This is a genomic window from Megasphaera sp. DISK 18, from assembly GCF_001682955.1.
In the GTDB taxonomy this organism is placed as follows: Bacteria; Bacillota; Negativicutes; order Veillonellales; family Megasphaeraceae; genus Megasphaera; species Megasphaera massiliensis.
In genome coordinates this window covers 1-688 of the sequence record NZ_LUGJ01000050.1, presented here as the reverse complement: position 1 = coordinate 688, position 688 = coordinate 1, and the positions used below count along the sequence as shown (strand labels likewise).

At 40.3% G+C, this 688-nt stretch carries 1 protein-coding gene; it reads right to left on the bottom strand.

What is annotated here, in order from left to right:
- Positions 1 to 148 precede the first annotated feature (148 nt).
- Positions 149 to 619, bottom strand: coding sequence for an IS200/IS605 family transposase (tnpA, locus tag A0U42_RS09895; protein WP_141669520.1), 471 nt, complete (start codon positions 617 to 619; stop codon positions 149 to 151).
- Positions 620 to 688: the final 69 nt, after the last annotated feature.

Sequence of the window (688 nt, the reverse complement as noted above, 5' to 3'; positions counted from 1 at the left end):
AATCAAAACCACCAGTTTAACTGGTGGTTTGCTCAGGCCCTATAAGGGCCTATCTCTTGTGGTTGCACTCTAAAGAGTGCACTGAATAAAAGTCTGGCAATCACAATTCTATTACTGGCAGCCCCCTACTCGGGGGCTCTTGTTTTGCCTACTTTTTCTGGCTACCCGTAAACGGGTCTATGTATTCCTTAAAATCCAACGTATCCATTTCAATATCTTCCTGTAATTGGTGCCGGATATACTCTCTTATGGCTCCTTCATATTTTCCGACGGTGTCTACGTAATATCCTCGGCACCAAAAGTGTCGATTCCCATATTTGTACTTGAGGTTTGCATGATGGTCAAAAATCATTAAACTACTTTTGCTTTTTAAATATCCCATGAACTGCGACACACTTAAATGCGGCGGAATAGACACTAACAAGTGAATATGATCCGGGCAGCATTCTCCTTCAAGCAATTCAACTTGCTTTCGTTCGCAAAGTGACCGTAATATTTTTCCAATATCCGCCTTAATTTGGCCATAGATAACCTGTCTGCGATATTTTGGCGCAAATACAATATGATACTTGCACCTCCATTTACTATGTGATAAACTTTTTACGTCATTCACTGACATGAACCTCTCTTTTCGATAATGTTGTGGTTGCCAGACCATCTACATTTTATCATGAGAGGTTCTTTTTTT